The organism is Alteromonas gracilis (assembly GCF_036870955.2).
GTDB lineage: Bacteria > Pseudomonadota > Gammaproteobacteria > Enterobacterales > Alteromonadaceae > Alteromonas > Alteromonas gracilis_A.
In genome coordinates this window covers 883,488-909,191 of the sequence record NZ_CP145482.2, presented here as the reverse complement: position 1 = coordinate 909,191, position 25,704 = coordinate 883,488, and the positions used below count along the sequence as shown (strand labels likewise).

Here is a 25,704-nt window from a genome sequence, read left to right as displayed (position 1 = left end):
AACTTAGATATTATTTAAGTTTTAAATCAAAAAAAGGCAACAATCAATTTAAATACAATAATTTATAATTAAACAAAAAATTAACAATCAAAATAAACAGAACAATAATAGATATTTATAATATTTTTTAAAACCAAAGCGACATGCTTTACTCCTAAGTATACAAAGGAGTACAACATGTCATCTCAAACTAGCTCATTTTTACTTGTGTTGCTTCCACTGTTTTGGACAGTAATGTCTTGGTTCAGTGGGCCGAAAAACACTTTCACTTCAAGACTTCATATTGAAAGGGTCGCCATTTGGGGCAGCCTTATTATGCTTGCTGTATCGCTTTTGGTGGGCTTCATCGACACAGCGCCCGCTGCACTAAACACTATGCTAGTTACATTGTCGCCGCTTAAGTCCGTTGTTATTTTAACGGTGGTGGCAATAGGTGCAATCTTGATGCGCTTTTCTCGAAACTACTTTGTGGGTGAAGCTTGCTACCCTCGCTTTTTGAAATGGATGCAGCTAACGCTTGCGTCTGTTGTTATAACTATTCTTGCAAACCACCTTGTTGTGTTCTGGTTTGGATGGCTTGCGGTAAGCTTATCTCTTCATAACCTTTTGCTTCTATATCCCGACAGACCGCGCGCTGTTGTAGCTGCGCAAAAGAAATTCTTACTCGCAAGAACGTCTGAACTTTTCATGGGCGCAGCCTTCACCTTGCTCTACTTGGCATTTGATACCCTTTATATCAACCAGATCCTTAGCGTATTGGAGCAGGCTGCGCCGCTGTCAATTAACGCGCTCACTGCCGCACAAACACAATACACGACAGGTGCAGCATGCTGTATTGCTGTTGCCGCCTTGATTAAATGCGCACAGCTACCCGCACACGGTTGGTTAATCAACATTGTGGAAGCTCCTACTCCGGTAAGTGCACTACTTCATGCAGGCGTAATCAACCTTGGCGGCTACTTGTTGCTAGCTTTTGCGCCACTTATTGCGATGTATTCACCAGCGCAGTGGATTTTAGGTATTGGTGCTGGACTAAGCGTATTTTTTAGTGCTCTGGCTATGACTACACGCGTAACAGTGAAGGTTCGACTGGCATGGTCAACATCGTCTCAAATGGGTTTAATGCTTGTAGAGTGTGCTCTGGGCCTCTACTCGTTGGCGCTTATCCATTTGGTTGCACACTCATTTTACAAAGCCTATGCATTTCTGAATTCGGGTTCTGCGGTTTACGAAGCACTTGAGTATGATATCAGTGCTCCTAGAACACCTCAGTTTGCTGACTGGTTAAATGCCCTTTTTGTAACCGCGCTTATCGTGTTAGCAAGCTTTACGTTCTCAGACTACAGCGGCCCTATCAGCCCATGGCTACTTGTAACGTTAGCGTTTACCGCTTATATCGCGACTCGCACGGCGAATTCAGACCAAACACAACTGTACATATTAGTAGGTGTTTCCATTGTGCTAATTAGTATATACAGCGCCGCCAAGGATGCCGTGAGCCGGTACCTTTTACCCAACTTTCCTGAGCCTGTAGCCATGCTCTCTCTAATTGATATTTGGGTGATGGCGTTGATTTCTACGCTGTTTATTTTACACATAGCAATGCAAACCTATGGCAAAAAACGTTATGTACAAAAATTCAAACAGCTTTTATTTGCGGGTCTGTATCTTGATGAGTGGTTTACAAAAATCACTTTGAAAATATCACCTATCACGCTTCGTAAAGAACTAACCAATAACAACAATGCTGCATCAATCACGCATATCGGGAGTAAATAATGACTGTTGTTTCTCTTAACGCTACAAATTTAAACGAAAAACGTATACAGCGCGCCGCAAGCGAAGCATGTAATGGTGTAGCTCCTAATTTTCCGTTAGACAAGATGATTGCGGTTAACCCTTTCTGGAAGCTCATTGACCAGCCATTTCAAGATGTATCGGCACGTGTGCATGCTCTAACTGGTATTACCGCCATTATGCCAGCTTCTCATTGGGTCGATTTATATAAAGAGGGCGCTATTTCAGACGATGCAATAAAGCACAGTATGGCGCTGTACGACCTAACGACTGACAAAGACACATTTATTGCTGCACTAGGCGACGAACGAAAATCAGTTTCACTGCCCTTGCTCACAAGACATTTCGACAGGTTTCGCGAAAAGAATGAAATGACCTGGGAAGAGGAATGCACTTTTCAGATAAGCCAATTTTGTGCGGCCTACTTTCAGCACGAATCGCCACTGGTTCAAATCGAGGGTAATTCTGCAGCTGATACACTTTACAAAAGCTGGTTGAATGGCCTTCAACATGACACCGGGATCAGCGTGCTCATGAATACCAAAAGCTTAAAACGCATTTTCAAAGAGTTACCTGATAGCCTAGAAAGTGTGTTAGAGGCGTCGGTGGCTGAACTTGGAATTGACCCGCAGCGAGCACAAGACTATTTCTACGCCCTGCTTATGAATATAAATGGTTGGTCGTCGTACATCGCCTACCGCACTTGGTTAAAGGACTGTAACGAGTTACAAGGGTTGCTGGCCATTCGTCTAGCGTGGGAATTAATTATCTACCGCTATCACAAGGCGCATTTCGAAGAAAAAGCTCAGCAGGTAAAAATTAGATGGACCCACGAGCTAAAGCAGCTCCCTGCGAAAATTGCAGAGTATAAAAACGAAGAACTAGCGCTTTGGGTAATGATGTATGCCTATGAGTATGAGCAACAGCAACGACTGCAATCGAAGTTAATTTCAGCATCCCCCGCGCCTCAGCTTGCCCCTGATGTGCAGGCAATTTTCTGTATTGATGTGCGCTCTGAAGTTATTCGCCGAATATTGGAAATTAAAAGTCCCACAATTAAGACCATGGGCTTTGCTGGCTTTTTTGGTATGCCCATAGCTTATGCGCCTGCTAATACTGATGCGCAGCGACCTCAGCTACCGGGATTGCTTGCACCTCAGCTTAGCGTAAAAGAAAAAGATACTACCGCGCACAGAGCCGAATTTATTCAACAGCGCGCCACATGGCATAAGTGGAGCAAATCGCCCTTAGGAAGCTTTTCTATGGTCGAATCTGCAGGTTGGTGGTACGCCTTTAAGCTATTAAAAAATACGCTAATGCCATCAAGCAAAGAGAACCCAATAAACTCATTAAGCCATCACTGTGATTGGGAGATAAGCAACGACCAAGGCCCAATAGGAATTGATGACAAAGTGGCGCTAGCCGCCGGTGCATTGAAAATGATGGGCATATCAAAGTTTTCGCCTACTGTGCTACTTGTAGGGCATGCCAGCAAGTCTCGCAACAACCTTCATGCTGCTTAGCCTTGATTGTGGCGCGTGTGGAGGACAGTCTGGTGAAGTCAATGTCCGCGTGCTTGCTCAACTGCTTAACGACGAAGAAGTTCGCTCTGCACTTAAAGACATGGGCTTTAAAATAGCGGGCAACACGCGCTTTGTGCCTGCATTGCATAATACGACTACCGACGACGTCGAGTGTTTTGATGACCAGGTACCTGAAAAAGTTAAAAACCTGCTTATAGAGGCGAAGCACCAAGCACAAAAAGAGCGGGCGAAACACTACAGTAAAAATTTGCCCTTTGAGTCTGATAAAAAACGTAACGAACGCTTCCAGCATCGCGCCAGCGACTGGTCACAAGTACAACCTGAATGGGGCTTAGCAGGTAATTCTTCATTCATTATCGGTCCGCGACTTCGCACACGAGGGCTCGATCTTGAGGGGAAAACATTCCTGCATGATTACTCATGGCAAACTGATGAAGATAGTTCAGTTCTAGAGACGCTGATGACAGCACCTATGATCGTTACTAACTGGATTAACAGCCAATACAATGCGTCTGTGGCAGATAATCAAAAGTTAGGCAGCGGAAATAAAGTACTTCATAACGCCCTATACAATAATATTGGTGTATTTGAAGGTAATTCAGGCGACTTGCGAATTGGATTATCGAAGCAGTCATTGCACAACGGCGAGCGATGGGTTCATCAGCCCCAGCGTTTAAGCGTCTATATCGTAGCACCAAATACCAAAATTCAGCAGATTGTTGATAAACACAAGATGCTGCAGGACCTTATTGATAATGACTGGTTGTATGTATTTAGCTGGGAAAGCCCTGCGGTCATTGAACGTCTTTATAAAGGTAAGTGGTATAAGTCTCACGGTTTGAGCATGTAACTCCCGTAAGTAATAAGCAAAGACAAGGATGTCTTTTTCTTTACACTGTTCAATTTTCCCTCGACTTTGGGGATGTATTTCCTTATAGTGCGCGCGCTTTTATATGTCGATGACAGCTTCGACATCTCCTCTTTCGTTTTACCCTCTGGATACCTGTTTTGATTACCACTGCAAATATCACCATGCAATTTGGCTCTAAGCCACTCTTTGAAAATATTTCCGCGAAGTTCGGCAACGGCAACCGATACGGCTTAATTGGCGCAAATGGCTGCGGCAAATCTACGTTTATGAAAATTTTGAGCGGCAAGCTTACGCCGTCATCGGGTAATGTATCAATGGCCCCGGGTACTAAGTTGGGTATTTTGAGCCAGGATCAATTTGCATTTGAAGAGTTTAGCGTTGTTGATGCTGTGATCATGGGAGACCGTGAATTATGGGAAGTAAAACAAGAGCGCGACGAAATCTACAGTAAAGCTGAGATGAGTGAAGAAGACGGCATGCGTGTTGCCGACTTAGAAACTCAGTTCGCTGAAATGGATGGTTATACTGCTGAAGCGAGAGCTAAGCGATATTCTTAATTCTGCGGGTATTGATGAAAGCTATCACTTTGGCCTAATGAAAGAAGTCGCTCCAGGTAAAAAAGTTCGTGTATTACTTGCCCAAGCGTTGTTTGCTGAGCCTGACATTTTGTTACTGGACGAGCCTACCAACAACTTGGATATTTACACAATCAGCTGGCTAGCCGAAGAGCTTAACAAGCGTAAATCGACAATGCTGATTATTTCGCACGACCGTCACTTCTTGAACTCGGTGTGCACTCACATGGCCGATATTGATTATGGCGAGTTGCGTATTTATCCGGGTAACTACGATGAGTACATACAGGCAGCAATGCTAGTACAAGAACAGCTTCATGCAGAAAACGCCAAAAAGTCTGCCGAAATAGAAGAACTGCAAAGCTTCGTTGCACGTTTCTCAGCTAACGCATCTAAAGCCAAACAAGCTACTTCACGCGCTCGTCGTCTTGAAAAAATTGAGCTCGCCGAAGTAAAAGCGTCTAGTCGTCGCAAACCGTACATTGTGTTTAAGCAGCATAAAAAGCTGCACCGTTTAGCCATTACGCTTGAAGATCTTGGTCACAGCTACCCTGACCTTCCTTTATTCGACAACGCGAATTTGCTTCTTGAAGCCGGACAACGCTTGGCAATTATCGGTGAAAACGGTGCGGGAAAAACCACACTATTAAAATGTTTAGTTAACGATATTGAACCTACTTCAGGTAGTTATAAGTGGGCTGAAAACGCGTCCATTGGTTATATTCCTCAAGACAATGCAAAGTACTTCGCTGAAGATTTAACTATGTTTGAATGGATGAGCCAGTGGCGCAGCCCTAAACATGATGACTTACAAATAAAGGGAATGCTTGGTCGCTTGCTATTCACTTCTGACGATTTCAATAAGCGCGTACAAGTGTGCTCAGGTGGTGAAAAGAACCGCCTATTATTTGGCAAGCTTATGCTACAAGACATTAACGTTTTGGTGATGGACGAACCGACGAACCACATGGATATGGAGTCTATCGAAGCGTTAAACAATGCATTGTATAAGTTTGATGGAACAGTAATTTTTGTAAGTCACGATAGAGAGTTTGTTTCATCACTGGCCACACAAATTATCGAAATTAAAGGCCAGAAACTAAATCACTTTGACGGCAATTACGAAGAGTTTTTGGCGCACAAAGAAAACAGCTAGGCACAAAAAAAGCCATGTTAAGCATCCTCTTATACATGGCTTTTTCATTTGAATTTTGAAGTTTATTCTATCTTAATCGCCCGATTTTGATAGGTTGGAGAGGTAGCCGCCTGGAGCTTGAAGAAAGCTCATCACTGCTGCAGGCTCACTTGAGGTAACAAACAATTGCCATTTGCCTGCACCGTCGCCAATTCCATTAGATAGGCCATTTGTTCCGTTTTCAATGTCTTGTGCTGTAAGCATAACCGCTTCGTTCCCAGCAAGAGTGATAGAAGCTGAAGAGGTCACATCTCCGTTATCGTCAATGCCAAGAATGCTAACATCGTTGCTATCGCTTGATATATTCACAACCCTCAAAATACTAACTTGGTTTACGTTAGATGCTGGGTTAAACATCGGCACGATGTGCGACGTTTGGTTGGTGTTTGGCACTAAATCGCCAATCTTCGTCATAAAACCTTCAGACGTTCTGATGTATGACGAAACACCAAGTTCACCCGAAGTAGTAACTTGAAGTGTCCAGTTGTCACTAGCTATGCCCAAAAAGCCCGTGAGCCCTTTTGAACCATTACCAAACTCGAGGTCATCTGAATTGAATTGTTGTGATGCTAAACTTCCCACTTCAAAACTAAGTGTGGTCTGGCCGGGGTTCCCTGCATCATCAATTCCGACTATACTCACTGAAACAGTGCTAAAGTTAGGGTTAGTGAAGCGCAAAAAGCCTTGCTGAAGGTCATTGGTAGACGAAGGTACAAAATAAATTGAATACTCTTCGGCAATCAGTGATGTACTGAAAACCGTTAACACGACAGACAGCATCAAATGTCTAAATTTACACAACGTCATTGTGAACAACCTCTATCAAAAAATGATTTGTTTAACGTAATCGAGTATACAGGTTGTCCAGAAACGCGCAAATAAAACAGTTTTCTGTCACTTTTCTTTACATCTTTTGCAAATGAAAGTACGAGAACAACACAAAGAGCCTTAGAAACAAGGACTTAATAAAATAGGCACGAAAAGTGCTTTCTATTGAATTGGATATCAAAACTTAGAAGAAGTAAAGTTATGGTTAAGAAGTTATCATCTAAAGTGAAAGCAATTCTTGTCGGAGTAACAATGTTGTTTGCTCTGCCTGCGCACAGCTCTCTTATCACACAAGAATCCGGCTGGAACTATGACGACTACAAGGCAACTTGGTCAAATTCGCAAAATACAAGTGTTGGGTCTTTGTTAGGAGAGTCTGGCAACTCATTTGTTATGTGGCAGTCGTTTGCAACTACAGAATGGATAAAGTACATTTTGTCGTTTTCGTACATGGCAACTGTGTCAGGTTATGACGATGTAAAGCTTCGCGTTACCGTGTTCGACGGTCAGTCATCTGATTTCACAACGTTGCTAGATGAAACACTTTTCATCTCTGAAAGCATGAAACTGCTTACCTATGACGCCATGTTCCAAGCTATGTCAGAAACTTCAATTGTAAGGTTTGCGCTTACCGGAACCGCTTCAGGCACATCGCAAAGCTCAACAGGTCAACAAACTAATAACTCAGACAGCCTTGAAGTTTCAATTAGTGAAGTAACTGTTGAAGAAGTTAGTGCTCCAGCGACATTTGCTATCATGATGCTAGGCTTGATGGCAGCATTTATTCGCAAGTCTGCTCGCAAATAACCCTATTAAGTGCGGATAAATTATTTATCCGCATTATCTCTATCAGCAAACGTTACGCATTCTACTGAACACCTGTTTTACTTCATTTTTTTCACTCAACAAAACAAAGTCAGCAAATCTACCAACCTCTAAATTCCCAATCTCGTTTGACAAACCCATAAAGCTAGACGGCGTATTGCTTGCCATCGTACTTGCTTGGGCTAGCGTTATGCTGCATCCATTAATGGTGTTAACTAAAGCCGAGTGCATATCTAAACATGACCCTGCTAATGTACCGTCAGGCGTTGTTAACTTATTTCCTTCGCGTACAATTTCAGTGTTAAAGAACGGCAACCTTGTCACATCACTTCCGGCATGTGCCATAGCATCGGTGACTAACATTGCGCGAGATGCCCCTTTTACTTTAAGTGCTAATTCAGCACTTTTGGGGTGAAGGTGATAATGATCAACGATAAAACCACAGTAGGTATCTTCATTCAGTAATGCAGCACCCACAGCGCCAGGCTCTCGAGACGTCAGTGCTGACATGGCGTTGTATAAATGCGTGAAGCCAGTAGCACCCGCGTCGATGGCACTTTGTATTTGTTCGAAGTCCGCGTTGGTGTGACCCAACGACACTGTCACACCCTCAGAAACCATCTCTTTTATAAAGCCAACATCCACGGTTTCTGGCGCTACCGTTATCAGAACTTTGCCAATATCCTTACGCGTTAAAATCGCTAGCTCTGCATCAGAAGGCTTACGAATATAAGCTTCTTCGTGAACGCCCTTTTTGGTTTTGCTCAAATAAGGGCCTTCAAAATGAATGCCTTTAATAACTGCTTTAAGCCTATCAGTCCCAGAATCTAAAACTTGTGCTATTGCGTCTGCCGCTTTTAACATTGTTTGTGCATTATCGGTAATGATCGTAGGCAACATCGCGGTAGTGCCGTAGCGCAAGTGTGCTAAAGCCATTGTATCAACGCTTTGAACACAGGGTTTATCATTAAACAACACACCGCCACCGCCGTTAACTTGCGTGTCAAAAAAGCCAGGTATCAAGTAGCCTTCTTCAATATGTTTAAGCTCGAGTGTTGTGGCATCTCGAATATCAGTAATAACGCCATTACTTGCCGTTATGGTCTTATTTGTTGCCCATCCTGAGGGTAATAAAACATGTTGAACCGTAATGGATAATGTCATTGCACAAGGGCCTGACTGAAATAACGGATAGCACCTTGTTGGGCATTCGTTTTAGCATCACACAATGCTTGTTCAACTCGGGGAGATAGGAACGGACGATAAACTGTTGATAATCCGCCGACGAAACAAATAGGAAGAGAAGTTTCTGCTTCTTGAAGCAAAGCTTCGCCAAGTTTTGACAGGTACTCTGCGCCTTCTTTTAAGAGCTGGGTTGCTTGCTCGCACCCTTGCGAATAACTTTCCACCACAATAGGGGCTAATTGACCGTATGATTCCGCAGTAAACTGCGAAATTATGTGAATAAGCGATTGAGGTTGCGTGACTTCAAAATGCGAGGTTAAACGTTTAAACAGTAGACCACGCTTTTCAATATTGTCGAAGGCTAACAGCACATGTTTAACGGCTGATTGACCAAGCCAAGCGGCGCTAGCGTTGTCTCCTACAGTCAACCCATAACCACCTTTATCGATAAATTTACCACTCTGGAATACGGTGCCAGCTGAGCCTGTACCGCATATAATCATAGCGCCATCACCACCATTATGTGCGCCGACGCACGCTGCGTGTAAGTCACTCATAACATCAATACGCGCGAAGGGCATTGGTAAAGATAGAAATGTGGTTTTAGCTTGTGGAATATTTGCTCCGGCAAGGCCCGCGGCAATAGCAACATCTGTTAAGGTAATGTTCTCATCCGCCATTTTTAAAGCTTGTTTACTCGCGGCCACCATTGACGCTAACGCTTGATTAGCATTACTCATAATGTTAGTAAGCCCAGCTTCACCTGTTCCCAATATATGTCCATTGATGTCTTGTAACACGGCGCGGCAATATGTGCCTCCGCCATCAATACCAATTACAAATTCTTGGCTCACTTCAATTCCAGAAATCACTCAGTAGCCCTCCACTTTACCACAGCTCAAAAGAACTACTAGCGGCAGTTGTAACGCATAGGCTTAATTGGCGCTATTTTTATCAATATTCCAGTCACAGTTCGCATGCATAGTGGAGTTTATATGTATTAGTACAGGCATTACGTACGCGAGAGCACGAACATATGCTTGTGTAAATTAAGTTAAAAGAACATTGTATTGATCAATAAGTTGCGTTTAGCTGTATCTGTCATAAAAAAGGATGTCTAAAATGAAAACCGCTTCTTTAGCCCTAGTGGCTTCGCTATCGCTTTCTACACTTTGCACTTACGCACATGCACAAATGCCGCAACAGCCACAGGGTTGGATGTGGGGGCTTGGTGTTGTTGCTTCACAAGATGTATACACAGATTTTGACAATCGTATTGTGCCCATTCCTATCTTCGGTTATGCCGGTGAACGGCTGCGTATTTATGGCCCATTTGCCAGCTATCAGCTAATACAAGAAGGGCCCCTTTCGATAGAAGCGCAACTAGTGCCAGTATTTGCTGGTTTCGAAGAAGATGACAGCTTTATATTCGCAGGCATGGACGATAGAGACTTCAGCTATGCAGCGGGCGTAGCCCTTAACTACAATTGGCAAGGCTGGACGTACTCGCTCTCGACCAATGCAGATATCCTCGGGAAATTTGATGGCTATCAGGCAGCGCTTCGCGTTGGAAAGCCTTTTCGCTTTGACGGATTCATGGTTGAACCCTCACTGGGCGTGACCTTCCAAGATGAAAACTATGTTGACTACTATTACGGTGTACGCCCAGAAGAAGCGACAAACTTTAGAGCTTTTTATGAAGGAGAAAGCGCGGTTAATACGGAACTTCGCGTTGCTATTTCAACACGACAATTCTTGGGTGGTATGACTCGCCTTGAATTTGGCGCGACCTTTTTTGACGACAGTATCAGCGACAGCCCACTGACTGACGATGATACTGCACTAAGCGCAATGTTTGTTTACACACGCATGTTCTGACAACACAATTACGTTGAAGGCTGTGATGAAACATTGAATGCTTGGGTTTCCCAAAGCGGCACCGTAGATAAACTATGCTTGTAGCTTCCCGACGTTTCTTTTGTGCTGTACGACAAATAGATCAAGGTTTTAGTCTCTTCATCATAAATGCGGCGAAGTTTCATATTTTTAAAGAATACACTCTTTGACTTTTTAAATATGACTTCGCCAGAATCAGATTTATCTATCTCTGAAAGCATCTTGGCCGTTATAGGCCCTGTTTGTCGGCAAGCGATGGAACTGTCAGACGGGTCGGAAAAATCCAAGTTGGCTTCAATGCTTGAGATATGACAGGTTACACCTGTTACAACCGGGTCTTGTAACGCATCTATCTTAATGTCTTTGGTTGTAAAAAGACCAAGGGAAACATCACCCACCTCGCTGTCGCTACACCCTGCCAATGTCAAACTTGTCACACCAACAGCCAACACTGTTTTAAACCATCGCTTCATTCTCTTCTCCCTATTACTAAATCTGCCCCCAGCCTATTACATTTTTGCGAAACGCAACCACATGATTTAGCCCGAGGGATTAGCCAATGTACTTAGCATGGGGTGTGTTTACTTGTCATTCAACATATTTAATGCCGTTGTATCCATTAAATGATGCTGTTTGATAAGTTGTTTGGCAGCTTCAATGTCAGGAGCAAAGTAACGGTCTTTATCGTAAAACGGTACTTTTTCTCGTAAAAGTGACATTAACGGCAATAAACGCTCACTGGTTTTTAGCGGTTTTCTAAAGTCTAAGCCTTGGCATGCTGCTAACCACTCGATGGCCAAAATGCCGGCGACATTGTCAAAAATATCGCGAAGCCTGCGGGCGGCAAATGTCGCCATAGACACGTGGTCTTCTTGGTTTGCTGATGTGGGAAGTGAATCAATTGACGCCGGATGTGCCAGCGTTTTGTTTTCACTGGCCAATGCGGCACAGGTAACCTGAGCAATCATAAAGCCTGAGTTAACACCGCCGTTTTCCACCAAAAATGGCGGTAAGCCGCTTAAATGCGTATCAATCATCAATGACATGCGACGTTCAGACAAGGCACCAATCTCAGATAACGCAATAGCTAACATGTCCGCCGCCATCGCCACCGTTTCTGCGTGGAAGTTGCCCCCAGATAAAATATCACCCTGCCCACTATCACCACCATCATCGTTCACAAACACTAACGGGTTATCGCTAACACCATTGGCTTCAGTCACTAGTACTTCTTGCGCGTAGCGCATTTGCTGCAAACACGCCCCCATCACCTGCGGCTGACAGCGCAAAGAGTAAGGATCTTGTACTTTTTCACAGCCCTTGTGTGACTGTCCAATTTCTGAGGTATCTAGCAGAGTTCGAAATGCTTCGGCCACATCGCACTGGCTTTGATGGCCGCGTACTTGGTGGATGCGAGGGTCGAACGGCACACGAGAACCTAGCGCAGCGTCAACGGTTAGTGCACCAATACCGATAGCACTGCAAAGGGCATTTTCGGTATAAAACAAGCCTTGTAAGGCAAACGCGGTAGACGCTTGTGTACCATTTAATAGCGCAAGGCCTTCTTTTGGCGCAAGGGCAATGGGGTCAAGTCCCGCTATTTGTAGCGCTTCAGTGGCGGCAATTCGCTTGCCTTCATAAAAAGCTTCACCTTCGCCCAATAGCACCACGCTCATGTGCGCCAACGGCGCTAAGTCGCCGCTTGCACCCACCGAGCCCTTTTCGGGAATAGCGGGGTAGACTTGTGCGTTGTATAGCTTAATGAGTGCTTCGATAACACTTAGGCGAATGCCAGAGAACCCACGAGCCAATGAGTTTATTTTAAGCAACATCAGCAAGCGTACGGTATCTGCGCTCATGAAGTCCCCTGTACTGCAAGCGGCATGTGAAAGCACGATACTGCGCTGTAAGAGTTCAAGTTCATCAACGTTAATGCGCGTGTTGGCTAACAAGCCAAAGCCTGTATTAATGCCGTATACAGTGCGGTTTTCTTTTATAACGTTTAACACCACCTGCTCTGCGGCATTGATAGCGGGCTTAGCACTTTCATCAAGCACCAAGTGCACATGTTGTCGATGCACATCACGCAGCTGTGAAAGGGTGAGCGTGCCGGGAATAAGAGTTAACGTGGGTTTCATTCGCTTATTCCTCGCCTTTTGCTGTATTCATCATTGGCAAGTCTAAGTTGTGCTTTTGCGCACAGGTTTTGGCAACATCGTACCCAGCATCTGCATGACGCATAACCCCTGTTGCAGGGTCATTGTGAAGTACGCGCGCAATGCGTTCGTCGGCTTCTTTTGAGCCATCGCACACAATAACCACACCAGAGTGCTGACTAAAGCCCATACCAACGCCGCCACCGTGATGCAGGCTTACCCATGTTGCACCGCCTGCTGTATTTAGAAGCGCATTCAATAACGGCCAATCTGAGACTGCATCAGAGCCATCAAGCATAGATTCTGTTTCTCTGTTCGGCGACGCTACCGAGCCAGAGTCAAGATGATCCCGTCCAATGACCACTGGCGCACTTAGCTCACCATTGCGCACCATTTCGTTAAAGGCTAAGCCAAGCTTTTGTCTTTCTCCTAACCCAACCCAGCAGATACGCGCGGGTAGCCCTTGAAATTGAATACGTTCCTTGGCCATATCAAGCCAATTGTGCAAATGCGGGTTATCAGGAATTAGTTCTTTAACCTTGGCGTCAGTTTTGTAAATATCTTCAGGGTCGCCAGATAACGCAGCCCATCTAAAGGGCCCTATGCCTTGACAGAAAAGCGGACGAATATAGGCTGGCACAAAACCTGGGAAGTCAAAGGCGTTAGCAATTCCTTCTTCCAATGCCATTTGACGAATGTTGTTGCCGTAGTCTAGCGTTGCCGCCCTAGCCTGTTGGAATCCAAGCATTGCTTTTACTTGCAGCGCCATAGACTGCTTAGCCGCTTTTACCACATGAGCTTCATCAGCGGTGCGCTCAGACACTGCTTGCTCCATCGACCAACCTACAGGTAAATAGCCATTTAGCGGGTCGTGTGCGCTGGTTTGATCGGTAACCACATCAGGGATAACACCGCGCTCAAGTAACGCTGGAAATACTTCAGCCGCATTGCCAAGCAAACCAATTGAAATAGGCGTACCAGCTTTTTCTGCCTCAGCCAGCATATCTAATGCTTCATCAATCGAGCTCGCTTTTTTATCGACATAACCAGTGCGAATTCTAAAATCGATACGACTTTCATCCACTTCTACGGCAATCATTGAAAAACCTGCCATGGTTGCTGCTAGCGGCTGTGCGCCACCCATACCACCAAGACCATAGGTTAAGATCCAACGTCCCTTTGCTTGGCCATCGAAATGAGTCTTAGCAACACTGACAAATGTTTCATATGTGCCCTGCACAATGCCTTGCGAGCCAATGTAAATCCAAGAGCCTGCGGTCATCTGCCCGTACATCATCAAGCCTTCTTTATCGAGCTTGTTAAAGTGCTCCCAATTAGCCCAGTGTGGCACAAGGTTAGAGTTAGCGATTAGTACGCGAGGTGCGTTTTCGTGAGTAGGAAACACACCAACGGGTTTACCCGATTGCACTAGCAGTGTTTCGTTGGTGTTCAGGCGCTTTAACACCTCTACAATTTTATCGAATGACGCCCAGTCTCTGGCCGCACGACCGATACCGCCGTACACCACAAGGTTTTGTGGGTGCTCGGCAACATCAGGGTCTAAGTTGTTCATCAACATGCGAAGTGGCGCTTCAGTTTGCCAACTTTTAGCATTCAGTGTACTGCCCTTTGGGGCGCGAATGACTCGTGTAGGGTCGAGGCGTTTCATAAACTTCTCCAAAATATGTGAAGGCCTTTATTAGAATTCTAAGTGGCCACCTAAGCGGTAACGGTTTCCCGGGTGATATAGCACCGCGTGACTTACCACTGTGTTATCTGATGTATTTTCTTGCAGTTTTGTTCGTGTAAAGGTACGCCTTGTTACTTTCAAGCAAGGCTCTTTATGTTGAATAAGAAGCGATTGAGCAATGTCTTTGTCTACCAATACGGCTTCCACGCTATGGTCGGCCTGTGACAAAGGTGCAACTTGGTTTAAGTAGTAGTTCGCCGTTTGCGCTTTAAAGTCTTTATCAAGGTAATCTGCTATCCACTTTGGGCAAACCCAGCGGTCTTCATACTGCACGGGGAGCTTGTTTTCGCAGTGCACGATAATGCTATGAAATACGTCATCTCCTTCGCTTAGCCCTAATCGCCTAGCGATGTCAGCGCTTGCCGAAGTGCGCTCCAATAACAAAATTTCGTTACTGTACTGATGACCGCGTTGCTCAATTTCATCGCGAATACTTTTAATTTCCAGCATGGAACTCATGGGGCGATGATCAGACACAAAGGTTCCAATTCCTTGGCTTCGCATCAAAATACCTTCATCGACCATTTCACTAAGCGCACGCCTTGCCGTCATGCGACTTACGCTATGCTGCTGTGCCAGCTGGTTTTCCGAGGGCACCTGCTCCCCTGGCTTCATATCACCCTTTTCAATGGCATCGAGTAACGCCGTTTTGATTAATACGTAACGTGGCTGCATAACAAGGATGTACTACTCTTACGGTTTAACATTTTGATAACAGCATACTTGTATATACAAGTATGTACAAGTAGACTCAGTACAAAATTTGCCTTTACGTAGGAATCAACATTTGGCCATGAACTATCAATACGACGCCTTATTCCACAATGTGCGCATTGCCTCTATGCAAGATAACGATGCCCTTTACGGAGAACTGCTAGAGACGGCCGTGGCTGTCAAAGATGGCCACATCGTTGAGCTTATCGACGCGCAAAATAGCGGCGAATTTGAACAACACGCTAGCGCTGCTAAACAGCTTATTGACGGCAATAATCAATGGCTATTGCCTGGTTTTATCGATTGCCACACGCATTTGGTGTATGGCGGCAATCGCGCCATAGAATTTGAACAGCGTCTTCGCGGTGCCAGCTATCTTGAAATAGCTCAGCGAGGTGGCGGCATAAAAGGCACCGTCGCCAGTACGCGAAGCGCGAGTAATGAAGAGTTACTCAAAAATGCCGTTAAACGAGCAAAAAGGCTATGCGAAGAAGGCGTCACAACGGTTGAAATAAAATCGGGATATGGACTGGATATCGACACTGAAGTGCGCATGTTAAAAGCTGCCAAGCAGCTTGAACAATTACTGCCTGTTTCCGTTTGTACGACCTACTTAGGGGCACATGCGCTACCTTACGAATTTGCTGATGATGCAGATGCGTATATCGATTTTGTTTGCGAACGCGCTATGCCGCTTATGGCAACGGAGCACCTTGCCGATGCGGTAGATGTATTTTGTGAGACCATCGGATTTTCTGCGGCGCAAACCGAGCGAGTGTTTAACAAAGCTATTGAACTCGGACTACCCGTAAAAGCCCATGTAGAGCAACTTAGCGACAGCAAAGGTGCTCTACTGGCAGCGCGCTATAATGCGTTATCGGTGGATCATATTGAATACTTGGCTGACAGCGACGTCCCTATGCTTGCCCAAAGCGGAACCGTTGCGGTGCTGTTGCCTGGGGCGTTTTATTACTTGAACGAAGTACAAAAGCCGCCAATTAACGCGCTTAGAAGCCATAACGTACCTATGGCTGTGGCAACAGACTTTAATCCAGGTAGTTCGCCGCTTGCCTCTATTTTAACGGCTATGAATATGGCCTGCGTACAATTCCAGTTAACGCCGGAAGAAGCGCTGCGCGGTATTACCGTACATGCCGCAAAAGCACTGGGTTTAACCGACAGAGGCGTTATTGAGGTGGGCAAAGTGGCTGATATCACGTTGTGGGAAATAGATACCCCTGCTGAGCTTGCGTATTGCATTAATGGACATCGCCCTACTGCCATTTATAAAGGAGGCGTTCATGTTTAACTGGCAAGGTCGTACTGACAGTGAAGATGGTGAAAAAGGCCTACGATGGCATCAACGCGTTAAGCATGACGTTGATTCTCAGGGCTTCGCAAGTGATGCTGTTACCATGGATGTGGCGCTAGTAGGGTTTGCAAGCGACTTGGGCGTAAAGCATAACAAGGGCAGGCTTGGCGCCGCTGGTGGGCCTGACGCAATCCGTGGTGCCCTTGCCAATTTGCCGTGGCACTGGCCTTACGCTCAGTTGACTGATTTTGGTGATGTGGGCGTCGACCCTATTCGAACAGCTAATTCGCAACATAGCTCACATGGCAATTCAGATATTGATAGCACGTCGCGTACCGCGCAAAAGGCAATACCACAATGTGCACTCTCCCAAGCGCAGAACCAATATGCAAACGCTATCAGTTATGCCCTTACAGCCGATTTGCACATGAAGGCTCGCGGTACGACTAACAAGGAGCCTACCGACAATCAGCGACTTGTGATTGGTTTAGGCGGCGGTCATGAGATAGCCTGGGGAAGCTACCTAGGGCTTTTTAATGCCCATACCAATAATACCGAGCAGGCAACTGTCGCAAGTAAACGTCAAGGTAAGCGCATAGGTATTATCAATTTTGATGCTCACTTTGATTTACGAAAGCCTGCCCCGAACACCAGTTCAGGCACACCATTCAGGCAAGTTTATGAACACTGCCAACTGCACAATGTGCCTTTTCATTACGCCTGCATCGGTGTGTCGAAAGCGGCGAATACTTCTGCGCTTTTTGAATTCGCAGACTATTCCAACACGCATTATGTATTAGATACCCAGTGTAACTTTTCTACCATCTGCGACACCTTAGCGCCCATGTTGCAAGACATTGACTTGCTTTATGTCACCGTGTGTTTAGATGCGTTTCCAGCATCTTCAGCACCTGGCGTGAGTGCGCCAAGTGCACTAGGTATAGACCCACTCTTGGTTATTCGCGTGTTACGTTTCTTGGCTGAACAACAACAGGCCATGCAATACCAATGGCAACTTTGCGATATTGCCGAATTGAACCCGCAGTTTGATATAGACAGTCGCACAGCCAAACTGGCTGCACGACTTATTTTTGAAGTGACCGACGCGCTGGTTTAGTTATCAGCGCGTTGACAAGCGGCTGCGGTAAACAACACATCGGTAGAGCTATTAAGCGCAGTTTCAGCAGAGTCTTGAATGACACCAACAATAAAGCCCACTGCCACCACTTGCATTGCAATTTCGTTAGGAATATTAAACAAGCTACAGGCAAGGGGTATAAGCAATAGCGAACCACCTGCAACACCTGAACTACCACACGCCGATACAGCAGCAATAACGCTGAGCAAAACCGCAGTTGGAAAATCAACTGCTATACCTAGGGTATTCACCGCCGCGAGTGTTAGCACGGTAATGGTAATGGCTGCACCTACCATGTTAATGGTTGCGCCCAGCGGGATAGACACTGAATACGTATCTTCATCAAGCTTTAGGCGTTTACAAAGGGCCATATTAACCGGAATATTGGCCGCAGAACTGCGCGTAAAGAACGCCGTGATTCCACTTTCTTTCAAGCACTTAAATACTAGTGGATAGGGATTCTTTTTCGTCGCCAAGAAGACCAACAATGGGTTGGTGATAAGGGCGATAAACAGCATGGCGCCAACCAGCACAGTAATAAGTTGGCCGTATTCGACAAGCGCACCAAACCCGGTAGAGGCAATAGTGTTTGCCACTAGTCCAAAAATACCAAATGGCGCAAGCTTGATCACAAAACTGACAACGCTGGTTACGCTGTCCGCCATATTTTGAAGCAAGGCTTTGGTTGCTTCGCTGGCGTGCCTAAGCCCTAATCCAAGGCCTACTGCCCAAGTAAGAATACCTATATAGTTACCATTAACCAGCGCGTTTACGGGGTTATCTACCATATTGTAAAGCAAGGTAGTTAGGACCTCTGAGACGCCTTTGGGCGCAGCTTGGCTTACCTCTGACATCACAAGGCTCAGGCTTGTTGGAAAAGCAAAACTGGCGAGCACCGCTGTTAATGCGGCAATTAAGGTACCGATTAGATAAAGGACAAGTACGGGCTTAATAAAGGTTTTCTCGTTTTGTTTATGGTTGGCAATTGATGCCATCACTAGAACGAAAACAAGCAGTGGTGCAATTGCTTTTAAGGCTTTGACAAACAAAGTTCCTAGTAAACCAGCTGATTGCGCTGACGAGGGCGACAAAGTCGCTATCGCAATGCCGCATACAATTCCGATGATAATTTGCAGTACCAAACTGCCATTCATATAGCGCTGAAACAGGTTCGGGCGTGACGTTGAATCCATAAATATTGGTCCATTATTATTTTGACGACGCACCTTATAGGATTACGCGCCGCAAATGAACCTGTTTGGCCTTAGTTTCCTGCAAATTACCGTACGATTGGCGTTTATATGTATTTACATTCCTTCTAGAGTTGCCTGGGTATGCGAAATCCACTCGTATAACGGAATCTTATCATCGAAGTAGTAGTCAGGCTGTATACCCACGCCGTCTATAGCCATGTGGGGAATTCGCAGGCTTTTTGTAAGGCTGTAATGTAGGGTAAACACGCCGCTTGGCGACGCGGTTTGATGCATGTTCGAGATATCAAGTACGCTTAAGCAGTAGTATGTCCAAACAGCTTCACTTTTTGGCTTTGCTTTGCAGAAAGTAAAAATTGTTCAGCGGAGCTGCCGTTACTCGAATCTATAAGCACACCAATGCGCTTTGGCAGAGGGTGAACCTTGTCGAATGTCTCAACCGTCACATCTTCATCAATATTGATGTAATCACCTATATGCTGCTGAAGGGTTTCGTAACCCTCTCTAGCCCACTGCTTTTCTTCGTCACTAAAATGTGGGTGCTCCAAAAAACCAAGCATACGAGAGTTATTAAGCTCGGTAGATAAGTACTCCATTCCTACAGTGCGAATTGGGTTTATGTACATAATGGGGGTTAACGACGCGTAACTTATGTCGCTGCCGCCGTCGTTACCTCGGATGTCGATAATAGGGTTTTCAGTTTTTAAGATGGTTTCTAAATTTTGTGTGATAACCGCATCGATATCATTTTTAAACGCATGGTCGAACGAAGGTATACGCACCAGCACAGTATCCTGCGAGACTCTTTCAAATAACGGTTGGCTCGCATCAAGCATGCGCAGATAGCGTTTGATATTAGCAGGCGACTCTTTTCGCGGCGCCTTACGAGACATTACGATAAAGTTGTTTCCCAGTACCACCTCGTTTTGGCCTAAAAACGTAATAGTGTCTATTTCTTGCTCAGAATGATCGCCCATAAAAAACGTGGCTTTATTCGCGCTTTTATCTTGATATTCATGAATAATGAATTTCACTTGCCCTACTTTCCAAGCAGGGTTTGGGCATTCAGTAATATAGCCTTTGTATTCACTACCTTCTTTTTTGAGCGAAACCGTATAGCTTGAGAAAGCCAAATGCCTTCTAAATCTTCAGCTAGGTTTGTTTTTTAGATATTACTTGAATGCGGGTATATCGAAATTGTGTACCGTCGATGAGCCTGTAACCTCATTCGAACTGTTGTTATTGATGGTTACCGCAACGTGACCTTTGCGAAAAAACAGTACCCAATCGCGCAGCGCCTCGTGGCACTGGGCTAGGCTATTTGTGTTTTTTATCCGTGCCAAAATCGCATTATTGTGTGCGGTATAGCTTTCCTGCCCTTTTTTAGAGACGGCGTAATGAAGCCAAGGGAAAAAAAGAAACAAGATACAAAGCTTATTCATAGTTTATGGCATCCATTTCATGACACATCAAAGACCCCAAACTTCCATACATTCAGATACTTGCCTTATTTTTTGTAGTAACCTTTGAAAGCAAAACACCTGATTCCCCTTTGGTATACTGAATAAAAAATGTTTTTTCGAGTTTAACAATACACAAGCTGCATGCGCCTGCACCTCGATTACCCATGTCAAAGTAAGTGCAACAAATTCACTACATGCTTACATCAAGCCGCTATATAATTTTTCCAATTGAGTTACACTGCCTCATTTTGTTTTACTATCTTATTGTCATATTTCTAAATACATCAAAACCAAAGAAGTATTGTGGGATATATTTGGAGGCTAATTTTGCAAGAGCGTTTTGAGTTACTTTTTCTTGTATATGCAGATGAAAAGTACGAATTGTTTGTTACCCCTTACATTTGGTTTGCTTTAAGTACAAATCCAGAAAGTGCTGTGGAAGTTGTTTTAAAAAATAAAAAAGGCTTTGAGGAAAAGCGATATGAGTCTCTTAAACTGTTGAAAAAACAGTTTGGAGATAGATTTAGGCTCACCCAATCGACCTACGGCAACAGTAATATAATTCCCAATACAATTCGCTTTATAGAAACACCGACGATTAAAGCAAAACACCTTTATATTGGTGACATAGATATACTCGTTTTGCAAAATGTTATGGACGTTCATACTGAGATAATGGAAGTCAATGATATGAGCTACAGTAACAAGATACGTAATAAAGACGATGCGAAGCCCAGAATGACGGGACTGCATTTCTGTAAATATGACGACTATTACCCATTACCCCCGCTTGATGGTATTAGCTTAGAAACAGAAAACGACGAACACGTCCTGTATTTGCTTCTGCGAGCAAAAAACATAGACATCAATTACGAAAATCGCACTCGTCCTCTTTGTGGTCTTCATGTCTCTCTTAATAGGGACCCCTTTGGAAGAACTTCGGGTTTTTGCAACAAAAGTTTCAAAACAACAAACAACGTTAAATGGGGGGATTGATCAGCATTTTGGGTTATTAGACTTAATAGAAACCCCTAATTTCATAGAACTTTATCCTTTATTAGATTATAAATTCAGGTTTCTTCTCATGTTAGCAGAAGGCTACATGAGAGGTATGCAGGAAGAGGTTTCTCAACTCTCGTTATGTTACGGTGTGGACCGCTCTAGTTACACTACAAACACCACTACTACACGACACGAATGTTTGAATAGTATTGAAAAAGCGCTAGATGATGGAAATAAAGAATTGGCGGAATTACTAGCTAGAGATGCCCTTATTAAGTTTCCCAACAGCATTGCTTTGATGGTTAAGTTATCTGAAATTCTATTTAAAAATGGTGATTTTGACGGATTAGCACGCTACCTCAAGCAAATCAAAACTATTGATGAGGGCCTACAATACTTGCAGGGCACGCCTTTTTTCAAATCCAACAGAGATATGTTGGCAGGCATTATTGAGAGATAATGAAGTATATAGGTGGGCAAAGTCTTAATGCTCACCCCACCGCGTATTGTTTTTCTAACGCACTTAACCCAACGCCGTTACGCTTGATCACTTTTAGCTGAGTAGGAATGCGTTCTTTCATGGCTTCGATATGACTGATCACGCCGATCATTTTGCCGCTGGCGTTTAAGTTGTCCAGCGCATCAAGCGCCACATCCAGTGTTTCAGCATCCAATGTGCCAAAGCCTTCATCTAAAAATAGTGAGTCGATACTGGTCTTGTGACTCACCAAATCAGAGAGCGCTAATGCAAGCGCTAAGCTCACCAAAAAGCTTTCGCCGCCTGATAAGGTTTTGGTATCACGCACAACGTCGCCCTGCCACGTATCCAGCACACTCAATCCAAGCCCCTCGTTTTCCTTGCGAATAAGCTGGTAGCGACCGTGTAACTTGTCGAGCTGCTGATTCGCTAACTGCACCAAATTATCTAGTGTTAAGCCTTGCGCAAAGCGCCTGAATTTGTCACCGTTTGCCGAACCAATTAACGAGTGCAAATAGGTAATGTCATCGTAGTAGGTTTCAAACGACGCCATTTCGCTGACCAACTGCTGCTGCTTCTCGCGTGCTTGGTTGTTTGTCCTAACCTGCTGCTCTACCTGTCCTTGCTGTGAAAGCAGCGTATCTTTTTGCGCCATTTTATCTGTAAGTGCGCCTGACACCCACATAGTGCCCTTATCATTGAGAATTGCTTGCCACGATTTTGCATTCTCATGAGATAGCAGCTTGTTCAATGCGTCTTCAGCATTGGATAAGCGCAGTTGCGCTTGGCTGTGTTTTTCGACAAGTGTTTTTTCTATACTGACAAGCCGTTTGCGTTCATCATCGTTAAGCAATGCAGCGGAAAAGGCCTTTTCATCATCAAACGGGCTTGCTGACAGTTTTTCGATAAATAGCGCATTGGCCTGTTCACACGCAGCTTGCTTCTCTTTTAATTGCTCGATTAGCTGCGCAATTTCAGCTTCTAGTGTAGACACTCGTGTATCGGCGGTATGCAATTGCTGCGTGGTGTCTTGCAGAGTAGATTCCGCTTTTGCTATTGCATTACTTGCCTGCGCTCGTTGTGCATCAATGTCTTTCTCTGGAAACAAGGTGTCTCGTTTTTGTTTAAGCGTAGGTATGGTTTCAGCTACTTTAGCGCTCTCATCGTTCGCTTGTTTTAATTGCTTTGATACACTCTCAATATCGCGTTTTAGCTCGATAACTTTATTATTAAAGTCAGTGATATGCGGTGTTAATACTTCGAATTGTTGTTTGTTTTGCTTGTAGGTTTTAAGGGCTTCAGCCTTATCAGCCAGCCACTGCTCAAGGCTTTGTGCGCTGGGTGCTTGTTCTTTTTCTCGTTCTGGCGCCTGTTCTAGCAATTCAGCTATGCGTGTTAATACCGTCTGAGTGCGGGTATCGAGCTCACGCTGCTTTTTCTCCAACGCCTCGCTGTCATTGTTCATTTGTTGCTGTAGCGAAGTGACCTGTTGTTCAATCAACTGCTTTTCATTGGTTTTACTTAACAAGGTATTGTTTGTGCTCGTCACGGTAGACGTTGCGCTGGTTAAGGCGGCTTCCGCTTGAGCAATGCTCTCAAGCTGCGCTTTTATTGCCTCGCCTCGCGCTTTAAACTGGGCCACTGAATCTGACAGGCCCTTTTTGTCTACAATATTAAGCGCGGGTAGCGTCTCGTTAAACGACGCAAAGGCAGCGATGAGTTCCTCAGTAAAGCCATGCCATTTGGCGGTAAGCGATTCCTTAAACGCGGTAAGTTGGCCGCACTGCTTTTCAATTTGCGCAAGTGTGAGCTCTGCGTTAGTAACACTCTCTTTAGCTTTGGCACCTTCTAGTTCAATGCTTTCTAGTTTTTGCTTAAGGGCATCACGGCGCGTAATGGTCTCTGGTATATCAATCGCTACGCTTGATAAAGGGTGCTCGTTTGCGCCACAAACAGGGCACGGTTCGTCGGCTTTAAGCTGCGCGCGCAGCTGAGCCACTTCAGCGTCAAGTGCGATAAGTGCTTCAATATCTTTAAGCTCAGTTCTGGTTTGCTTGTACAATTCGACAAGGTGGTTTCGCTCAGCCTGCTGCTGTAAAAGAGTTTCATGTTGCGCATTTTTTTGCGACGTCAACTCACCAAGCTGACCTTCCACATCACTATATTGTTGCTGTAAATGCTCTAGCTGAAGCAAATTGTTCCACTGCGCTAGTTTGCTATCACGCTCCTGCGTCAGTACCGCTTTATCACCGTTAACTAATAATGCATCAAGCGCTTGCTGGCATTGTGCGAGGTGTTGCTGTTCCTTTTCACACTGCGTGCTAAGCGCTGCAACAGATTGCTCAATGCGCTGCTGCTTTGCTTTAAGCTCGGCTAAGCTATGGGTATCGGCTTCATGCTTTTGAGCCAACACTGAAATTGTTTGATATTCATTGGCAATATGCCCTGCGCTTTCATGCCACCCGCTAATGTGTTCAGCCATAGCGCCTAGGCTTGCGTTCGCGTTAAGGTAACTAGACAGCGTTTCTTGCTCACGCTTTTGACTTGCTACATCATACTCTCGCTGCGTTTTTTGTTGCTCTAGCGCGCTTAATTCATGGGTAAGCGTTTTAATAGATTCACGGTGATGACGTAGCGCTTTTTCACTATGACCAAGTTCATTATCGATAGGTAGAACATCGTTTGTAATGCGCTGCTCCAGTGCGCTACTTTGCGACTTTGCATTATTAAGCGCAGCATGGGCCTGTTCAGCACGTTGGGCAGCTTGTTGTTTCTGTTGCTGCACATCTGGCAACAGCGCTGTTTTTTCATGCAGACGCGTTTGATAACTTTCTACATCTAGTTTGAGTGTTTGCATGCTTACATAAGGCACCCTAAGCGCTTCGGCAGGTTCACTGCGTCTTAAACTATCGAGCTCATCTTTAGCTTCGCTTATTGCTGCATCAGCGTCGGCTTTGTCGTGCTTTGCCATGTTTACTGCGTTTTTGCTTTCTTGTAACGCTTGTTGCCAGTGCTTTTGTTGCTGTAAATACTCAATATCTGTATTCAGCGCGTTCACACTCACTTGTACTTCACTAAGCTGCTGCTCAAGGGCTGTCACTTGCTCTTCGCTAAGTAGGGTTACACCCTCCAATTTAAGCGAAAATTCTTTTTTGGTTTGCTTGGCCTCTGTAAATTGTTGATGCACAGCTTGTGATATTTGGCCGTAAATCTCTGTACCGGTAAGCTCTTCAAGTAGCTCAGCCCTATCACCTTCATTAGCATTTAAAAATGCAGCGAAGTCTCCTTGAGACAGCATCATCGATTTTGTAAAGCGCGCAAAGTTAAGCCCGGTTAAGCGCTCGATTTCGTCACTTTTGGGTCGCACTTGTGTAGCTAGCACTTTACCTGATTCAACTTCGGCAAGTTCTACATCGGCACTTTGCAAATTGCCATCGGCTTTGCCTCTTGCTCGTCGCATACTCCAAAACGCGCGGTACGCTTTGCCCTTAATATCAAATTCCACCTCAGCCAAACACTCGGCAGTACCGCGGGTCATAATGTCGTTATTCGACACAGAAATCGCCCCTAGGCGCGGCGTTTGGTGGTAAAGAGCCAGACAGATTGCGTCGAGCAAAGTGGTTTTTCCCGCACCAGTGGGCCCGGTAATAGCAAATAAACCATTGTCTACAAAAGGCGATTGCGTGAAATCAATTTTCCACTCGCCTTTAAGGGCGTTTAGGTTTTTAAGACGTAAATTGAGGATCCTCATGCTTTATCCTCCG

20 protein-coding genes and 1 pseudogene are annotated in these 25,704 nt (G+C 44.9%); 10 read left to right on the top strand and 11 right to left on the bottom strand.

Translation table 11 applies throughout. The annotated features are described in order from the left end of the window. The first annotated feature begins 177 nt into the window (after window positions 1-177). From V6N89_RS04400 to V6N89_RS04385, 4 genes and pseudogenes are all read left to right on the top strand, one after another. A complete protein-coding gene (locus V6N89_RS04400) occupies window positions 178-1,779 on the top strand; it encodes an NADH-quinone oxidoreductase subunit L (protein WP_346993465.1) in 1,602 nt (533 codons plus the stop codon). Beyond that, entirely contained in the window at window positions 1,779-3,320 is a 1,542-nt protein-coding gene (locus V6N89_RS04395) for a putative inorganic carbon transporter subunit DabA (RefSeq protein WP_346993464.1), read from the top strand. The genes V6N89_RS04400 and V6N89_RS04395 overlap by 1 nt, the downstream gene beginning before the upstream one ends. Beyond that, window positions 3,283-4,191: a putative inorganic carbon transporter subunit DabA gene (locus V6N89_RS04390; RefSeq protein ID WP_338516509.1), complete on the top strand. Its 909-nt coding sequence runs from the start codon at window positions 3,283-3,285 to the stop codon at window positions 4,189-4,191. The genes V6N89_RS04395 and V6N89_RS04390 overlap by 38 nt, the downstream gene beginning before the upstream one ends. Window positions 4,192-4,349: 158 nt before the next feature. Next, window positions 4,350-5,943: pseudogene (locus V6N89_RS04385) on the top strand (ABC-F family ATPase). Window positions 5,944-6,015: 72 nt separating this feature from the next. Here V6N89_RS04385 and V6N89_RS04380 read toward each other — a convergent pair. Continuing rightward, window positions 6,016-6,789, bottom strand: coding sequence for a hypothetical protein (locus V6N89_RS04380; RefSeq protein ID WP_338516508.1), 774 nt, complete (start codon window positions 6,787-6,789; stop codon window positions 6,016-6,018). 222 nt (window positions 6,790-7,011) lie between these two features. Between V6N89_RS04380 and V6N89_RS04375 the strand changes: the two genes are divergently transcribed. Beyond that, window positions 7,012-7,617 carry a hypothetical protein gene (locus V6N89_RS04375; protein WP_338516507.1) on the top strand — a complete coding sequence of 202 codons (606 nt, stop codon included), beginning with the start codon at window positions 7,012-7,014 and terminating at the stop codon, window positions 7,615-7,617. A 42-nt stretch (window positions 7,618-7,659) separates the two neighbouring features. On the opposite strand, the gene nagA is transcribed toward V6N89_RS04375, so the two are convergent. Next, a complete protein-coding gene (gene nagA / locus V6N89_RS04370; protein ID WP_346993463.1) occupies window positions 7,660-8,799 on the bottom strand; it encodes an N-acetylglucosamine-6-phosphate deacetylase in 1,140 nt (379 codons plus the stop codon). Beyond that, on the bottom strand, window positions 8,796-9,674 hold the full coding sequence (locus tag V6N89_RS04365) for a BadF/BadG/BcrA/BcrD ATPase family protein (protein ID WP_346993462.1): 879 nt from the start codon (window positions 9,672-9,674) through the stop codon (window positions 8,796-8,798). The genes nagA and V6N89_RS04365 overlap by 4 nt, the downstream gene beginning before the upstream one ends. A gap of 268 nt (window positions 9,675-9,942) precedes the next feature. On the opposite strand from V6N89_RS04365, the gene V6N89_RS04360 reads away from it, so the two are divergent. Then, a complete protein-coding gene (locus V6N89_RS04360; protein WP_346993461.1) occupies window positions 9,943-10,698 on the top strand; it encodes a MipA/OmpV family protein in 756 nt (251 codons plus the stop codon). An 8-nt stretch (window positions 10,699-10,706) separates the two neighbouring features. Here the strand turns inward: V6N89_RS04360 and V6N89_RS04355 are convergent, their stop codons facing one another. From V6N89_RS04355 to V6N89_RS04340, 4 genes are all read right to left on the bottom strand, one after another. Beyond that, window positions 10,707-11,189 carry a CreA family protein gene (locus V6N89_RS04355; protein ID WP_338516500.1) on the bottom strand — a complete coding sequence of 161 codons (483 nt, stop codon included), beginning with the start codon at window positions 11,187-11,189 and terminating at the stop codon, window positions 10,707-10,709. 108 nt (window positions 11,190-11,297) lie between these two features. Further along, a complete protein-coding gene (gene hutH / locus V6N89_RS04350; RefSeq protein ID WP_346993460.1) occupies window positions 11,298-12,854 on the bottom strand; it encodes a histidine ammonia-lyase in 1,557 nt (518 codons plus the stop codon). A 4-nt stretch (window positions 12,855-12,858) separates the two neighbouring features. Beyond that, the gene (gene hutU, locus V6N89_RS04345; protein ID WP_346993459.1) at window positions 12,859-14,541 is read right to left on the bottom strand and encodes a urocanate hydratase; all 1,683 of its coding nucleotides are present in this window, start codon (window positions 14,539-14,541) and stop codon (window positions 12,859-12,861) included. 30 nt (window positions 14,542-14,571) lie between these two features. Continuing rightward, window positions 14,572-15,297: a UTRA domain-containing protein gene (locus V6N89_RS04340; RefSeq protein ID WP_338516499.1), complete on the bottom strand. Its 726-nt coding sequence runs from the start codon at window positions 15,295-15,297 to the stop codon at window positions 14,572-14,574. A gap of 118 nt (window positions 15,298-15,415) precedes the next feature. Between V6N89_RS04340 and hutI the strand changes: the two genes are divergently transcribed. After that, entirely contained in the window at window positions 15,416-16,645 is a 1,230-nt protein-coding gene (gene hutI / locus V6N89_RS04335) for an imidazolonepropionase (RefSeq protein WP_338516498.1), read from the top strand. After that, a complete protein-coding gene (locus V6N89_RS04330; RefSeq protein ID WP_338516497.1) occupies window positions 16,638-17,765 on the top strand; it encodes a formimidoylglutamase in 1,128 nt (375 codons plus the stop codon). The genes hutI and V6N89_RS04330 overlap by 8 nt, the downstream gene beginning before the upstream one ends. On the opposite strand, the gene sstT is transcribed toward V6N89_RS04330, so the two are convergent. The 3 genes from sstT to V6N89_RS04315 all read right to left on the bottom strand — a co-directional run bounded on the left by sstT (window position 17,762) and on the right by V6N89_RS04315 (window position 20,130). After that, the gene (sstT, locus tag V6N89_RS04325) at window positions 17,762-18,979 is read right to left on the bottom strand and encodes a serine/threonine transporter SstT (RefSeq protein WP_346993458.1); all 1,218 of its coding nucleotides are present in this window, start codon (window positions 18,977-18,979) and stop codon (window positions 17,762-17,764) included. The two genes, V6N89_RS04330 and sstT, sit on opposite strands and share 4 nt — an antisense overlap. A 114-nt stretch (window positions 18,980-19,093) precedes the next feature. After that, window positions 19,094-19,273 (bottom strand): hypothetical protein, encoded by a 180-nt coding sequence (locus V6N89_RS04320; RefSeq protein ID WP_346993457.1) that lies wholly within the window; start codon window positions 19,271-19,273, stop codon window positions 19,094-19,096. 20 nt (window positions 19,274-19,293) lie between these two features. Next, the gene (locus tag V6N89_RS04315) at window positions 19,294-20,130 is read right to left on the bottom strand and encodes a S41 family peptidase (RefSeq protein ID WP_346993456.1); all 837 of its coding nucleotides are present in this window, start codon (window positions 20,128-20,130) and stop codon (window positions 19,294-19,296) included. Between the two features lie 657 nt (window positions 20,131-20,787). Between V6N89_RS04315 and V6N89_RS04310 the strand changes: the two genes are divergently transcribed. Continuing rightward, on the top strand, window positions 20,788-21,456 hold the full coding sequence (locus V6N89_RS04310) for a hypothetical protein (protein WP_346993455.1): 669 nt from the start codon (window positions 20,788-20,790) through the stop codon (window positions 21,454-21,456). Beyond that, entirely contained in the window at window positions 21,389-21,922 is a 534-nt protein-coding gene (locus V6N89_RS04305) for a hypothetical protein (RefSeq protein WP_346993454.1), read from the top strand. The genes V6N89_RS04310 and V6N89_RS04305 overlap by 68 nt, the downstream gene beginning before the upstream one ends. 31 nt (window positions 21,923-21,953) lie before the next feature. Here V6N89_RS04305 and V6N89_RS04300 read toward each other — a convergent pair whose 3' ends face one another. Next, window positions 21,954-25,691: an AAA family ATPase gene (locus V6N89_RS04300; RefSeq protein ID WP_346993453.1), complete on the bottom strand. Its 3,738-nt coding sequence runs from the start codon at window positions 25,689-25,691 to the stop codon at window positions 21,954-21,956. Window positions 25,692-25,704: the final 13 nt, after the last annotated feature.

What these genes read in the sequence shown, in the direction of transcription:
- V6N89_RS04355 (WP_338516500.1), bottom strand. Translation starts at nt 11,189, where the DNA reads ATGAAGCGATGGTTTAAAACAGTGTTGGCTGTTGGTGTGACAAGTTTG.
- V6N89_RS04380 (WP_338516508.1), bottom strand. Translation starts at nt 6,789, where the DNA reads ATGACGTTGTGTAAATTTAGACATTTGATGCTGTCTGTCGTGTTAACG.
- V6N89_RS04395 (WP_346993464.1), top strand. Translation starts at nt 1,779, where the DNA reads ATGACTGTTGTTTCTCTTAACGCTACAAATTTAAACGAAAAACGTATA.
- V6N89_RS04375 (WP_338516507.1), top strand. Translation starts at nt 7,012, where the DNA reads ATGGTTAAGAAGTTATCATCTAAAGTGAAAGCAATTCTTGTCGGAGTA.
- hutU (WP_346993459.1), bottom strand. Translation starts at nt 14,541, where the DNA reads ATGAAACGCCTCGACCCTACACGAGTCATTCGCGCCCCAAAGGGCAGT.
- V6N89_RS04400 (WP_346993465.1), top strand. Translation starts at nt 178, where the DNA reads ATGTCATCTCAAACTAGCTCATTTTTACTTGTGTTGCTTCCACTGTTT.
- nagA (WP_346993463.1), bottom strand. Translation starts at nt 8,799, where the DNA reads ATGACATTATCCATTACGGTTCAACATGTTTTATTACCCTCAGGATGG.
- V6N89_RS04360 (WP_346993461.1), top strand. Translation starts at nt 9,943, where the DNA reads ATGAAAACCGCTTCTTTAGCCCTAGTGGCTTCGCTATCGCTTTCTACA.
- sstT (WP_346993458.1), bottom strand. Translation starts at nt 18,979, where the DNA reads ATGGATTCAACGTCACGCCCGAACCTGTTTCAGCGCTATATGAATGGC.
- hutI (WP_338516498.1), top strand. Translation starts at nt 15,416, where the DNA reads ATGAACTATCAATACGACGCCTTATTCCACAATGTGCGCATTGCCTCT.
- V6N89_RS04330 (WP_338516497.1), top strand. Translation starts at nt 16,638, where the DNA reads ATGTTTAACTGGCAAGGTCGTACTGACAGTGAAGATGGTGAAAAAGGC.
- V6N89_RS04320 (WP_346993457.1), bottom strand. Translation starts at nt 19,273, where the DNA reads ATGCATCAAACCGCGTCGCCAAGCGGCGTGTTTACCCTACATTACAGC.
- V6N89_RS04340 (WP_338516499.1), bottom strand. Translation starts at nt 15,297, where the DNA reads ATGCAGCCACGTTACGTATTAATCAAAACGGCGTTACTCGATGCCATT.
- V6N89_RS04390 (WP_338516509.1), top strand. Translation starts at nt 3,283, where the DNA reads ATGCCAGCAAGTCTCGCAACAACCTTCATGCTGCTTAGCCTTGATTGT.
- hutH (WP_346993460.1), bottom strand. Translation starts at nt 12,854, where the DNA reads ATGAAACCCACGTTAACTCTTATTCCCGGCACGCTCACCCTTTCACAG.
- V6N89_RS04300 (WP_346993453.1), bottom strand. Translation starts at nt 25,691, where the DNA reads ATGAGGATCCTCAATTTACGTCTTAAAAACCTAAACGCCCTTAAAGGC.